The organism is Chryseobacterium capnotolerans (assembly GCF_021278965.1).
In the GTDB taxonomy this organism is placed as follows: Bacteria; Bacteroidota; Bacteroidia; order Flavobacteriales; family Weeksellaceae; genus Chryseobacterium; species Chryseobacterium capnotolerans.
On record NZ_CP065589.1, the window covers coordinates 1 to 2,500 of the forward strand.

Here is a 2,500-nt window from a genome sequence, read left to right on the forward strand (position 1 = left end):
GCAGAAGAGCCTTTAGATAGGCAGGAACATTAAGGTCTACTAAGATAACAAACGAAAAAAAACTTTTAATTTTTATCAAATAAAAGTTGCGAGTTAAAAAAGAGTTTGTATCTTTGCAGTCCCAATTAAGGGAGCGCAGGAGTAGAGCGATTGAGGGTTATGATAGAGGTTAAGGTTACTTAAAAAACTTTAAAATTTTCTTTCAAAACATTTGGTCATTACAAAATAAAGTTTTACTTTTGCACTCGCAAATACGGAGCGACACTGACAGAGAGATTGCTTCGTTACAAAGCGAAAGATATAAAGATCATTGACATACAATATAACAACCAAGTAAGGAAAAACTAAAGCGTTAAAAACTTTGAGTGAGTCAGACAAACATACAATGGAGAGTTTGATCCTGGCTCAGGATGAACGCTAGCGGGAGGCCTAACACATGCAAGCCGAGCGGTAGGGTTTCTTCGGAGACCTGAGAGCGGCGTACGGGTGCGGAACACGTGTGCAACCTGCCTTTATCTGGGGGATAGCCTTTCGAAAGGGAGATTAATACCCCATAATATATTTATCGGCATCGATGAATATTGAAAACTCCGGTGGATAGAGATGGGCACGCGCAAGATTAGATAGTTGGTGAGGTAACGGCTCACCAAGTCTGCGATCTTTAGGGGGCCTGAGAGGGTGATCCCCCACACTGGTACTGAGACACGGACCAGACTCCTACGGGAGGCAGCAGTGAGGAATATTGGACAATGGGTGAGAGCCTGATCCAGCCATCCCGCGTGAAGGACGACGGCCCTATGGGTTGTAAACTTCTTTTGTATAGGGATAAACCTACTCTCGTGAGAGTAGCTGAAGGTACTATACGAATAAGCACCGGCTAACTCCGTGCCAGCAGCCGCGGTAATACGGAGGGTGCAAGCGTTATCCGGATTTATTGGGTTTAAAGGGTCCGTAGGCGGATCTGTAAGTCAGTGGTGAAATCTCACAGCTTAACTGTGAAACTGCCATTGATACTGCAGGTCTTGAGTGTTGTTGAAGTAGCTGGAATAAGTAGTGTAGCGGTGAAATGCATAGATATTACTTAGAACACCAATTGCGAAGGCAGGTTACTAAGCAACAACTGACGCTGATGGACGAAAGCGTGGGGAGCGAACAGGATTAGATACCCTGGTAGTCCACGCCGTAAACGATGCTAACTCGTTTTTGGATTTTCGGATTCAGAGACTAAGCGAAAGTGATAAGTTAGCCACCTGGGGAGTACGAACGCAAGTTTGAAACTCAAAGGAATTGACGGGGGCCCGCACAAGCGGTGGATTATGTGGTTTAATTCGATGATACGCGAGGAACCTTACCAAGGCTTAAATGGGAAATGACAGGTTTAGAAATAGACTTTTCTTCGGACATTTTTCAAGGTGCTGCATGGTTGTCGTCAGCTCGTGCCGTGAGGTGTTAGGTTAAGTCCTGCAACGAGCGCAACCCCTGTCACTAGTTGCCATCATTAAGTTGGGGACTCTAGTGAGACTGCCTACGCAAGTAGAGAGGAAGGTGGGGATGACGTCAAATCATCACGGCCCTTACGCCTTGGGCCACACACGTAATACAATGGCCGGTACAGAGGGCAGCTACACAGCGATGTGATGCAAATCTCGAAAGCCGGTCTCAGTTCGGATTGGAGTCTGCAACTCGACTCTATGAAGCTGGAATCGCTAGTAATCGCGCATCAGCCATGGCGCGGTGAATACGTTCCCGGGCCTTGTACACACCGCCCGTCAAGCCATGGAAGTCTGGGGTACCTGAAGTCGGTGACCGTAACAGGAGCTGCCTAGGGTAAAACAGGTAACTAGGGCTAAGTCGTAACAAGGTAGCCGTACCGGAAGGTGCGGCTGGAACATCTCATTTTAGAGCGTCTTCGGACGATAAAAAAATTAGTATCGCAAGATACAGAACTTACTTAAAGTTCCAGCTTTAGTTTTTTGTTTGGTTGAATTATATTAAAAATACAAAACCCACTAGAAATTAGTAAAGGGATTGAGAGAGACGAGGATGTAAGATAAGATGGTCAGTTAAATCTGATATCTATTATCTGAAATCTGATAGTCTAAGAGACAGTCTCGTAGCTCAGCTGGTTAGAGCGCTACACTGATAATGTAGAGGTCGGCAGTTCGAGCCTGCCCGAGACTACTAATTAAAAGACGGGAAGATATGAGATAATAGACATCAGACATTTAGGTCTGAGATCTAGAATCTGACATCTGAAGTCTACTAGAGGGGGAATTAGCTCAGCTGGCTAGAGCGCCTGCCTTGCACGCAGGAGGTCAAGGGTTCGACTCCCTTATTCTCCACAGTTTTGGAAGACTGATTTAAAAGTTACGAATGGAGCCAAAAACAACATTTGTTCATCAGTTGGAAAAGAAGACATTAAGATCATTGACATTAACGGTAAAGACATCACAAAGAGAAAACCGAGCGCATAAAGCGCTTGAGTAACCTAAAAATAGGA

The 2,500-nt window shown here is 45.2% G+C and carries 2 tRNA genes and 2 rRNA genes (1 of these 4 cut by a window edge); all 4 read left to right on the forward strand.

Going from position 1 to position 2,500, the window contains the following annotated elements:
• Positions 1–382: 382 nt before the first annotated feature.
• A 16S ribosomal RNA gene (locus tag H5J24_RS00005) occupies positions 383–1,899 on the forward strand.
• 208 nt (positions 1,900–2,107) lie between these two features.
• Positions 2,108–2,181, forward strand: a tRNA-Ile gene (locus H5J24_RS00010).
• 87 nt (positions 2,182–2,268) lie between these two features.
• A tRNA-Ala gene (locus tag H5J24_RS00015) sits at positions 2,269–2,342 on the forward strand.
• Between the two features lie 157 nt (positions 2,343–2,499).
• A 23S ribosomal RNA gene (locus H5J24_RS00020) occupies position 2,500 on the forward strand; it runs 2,756 nt beyond the window's last position.
• The 16S and 23S rRNA genes sit together here with 2 tRNA genes alongside, the layout of an rRNA operon.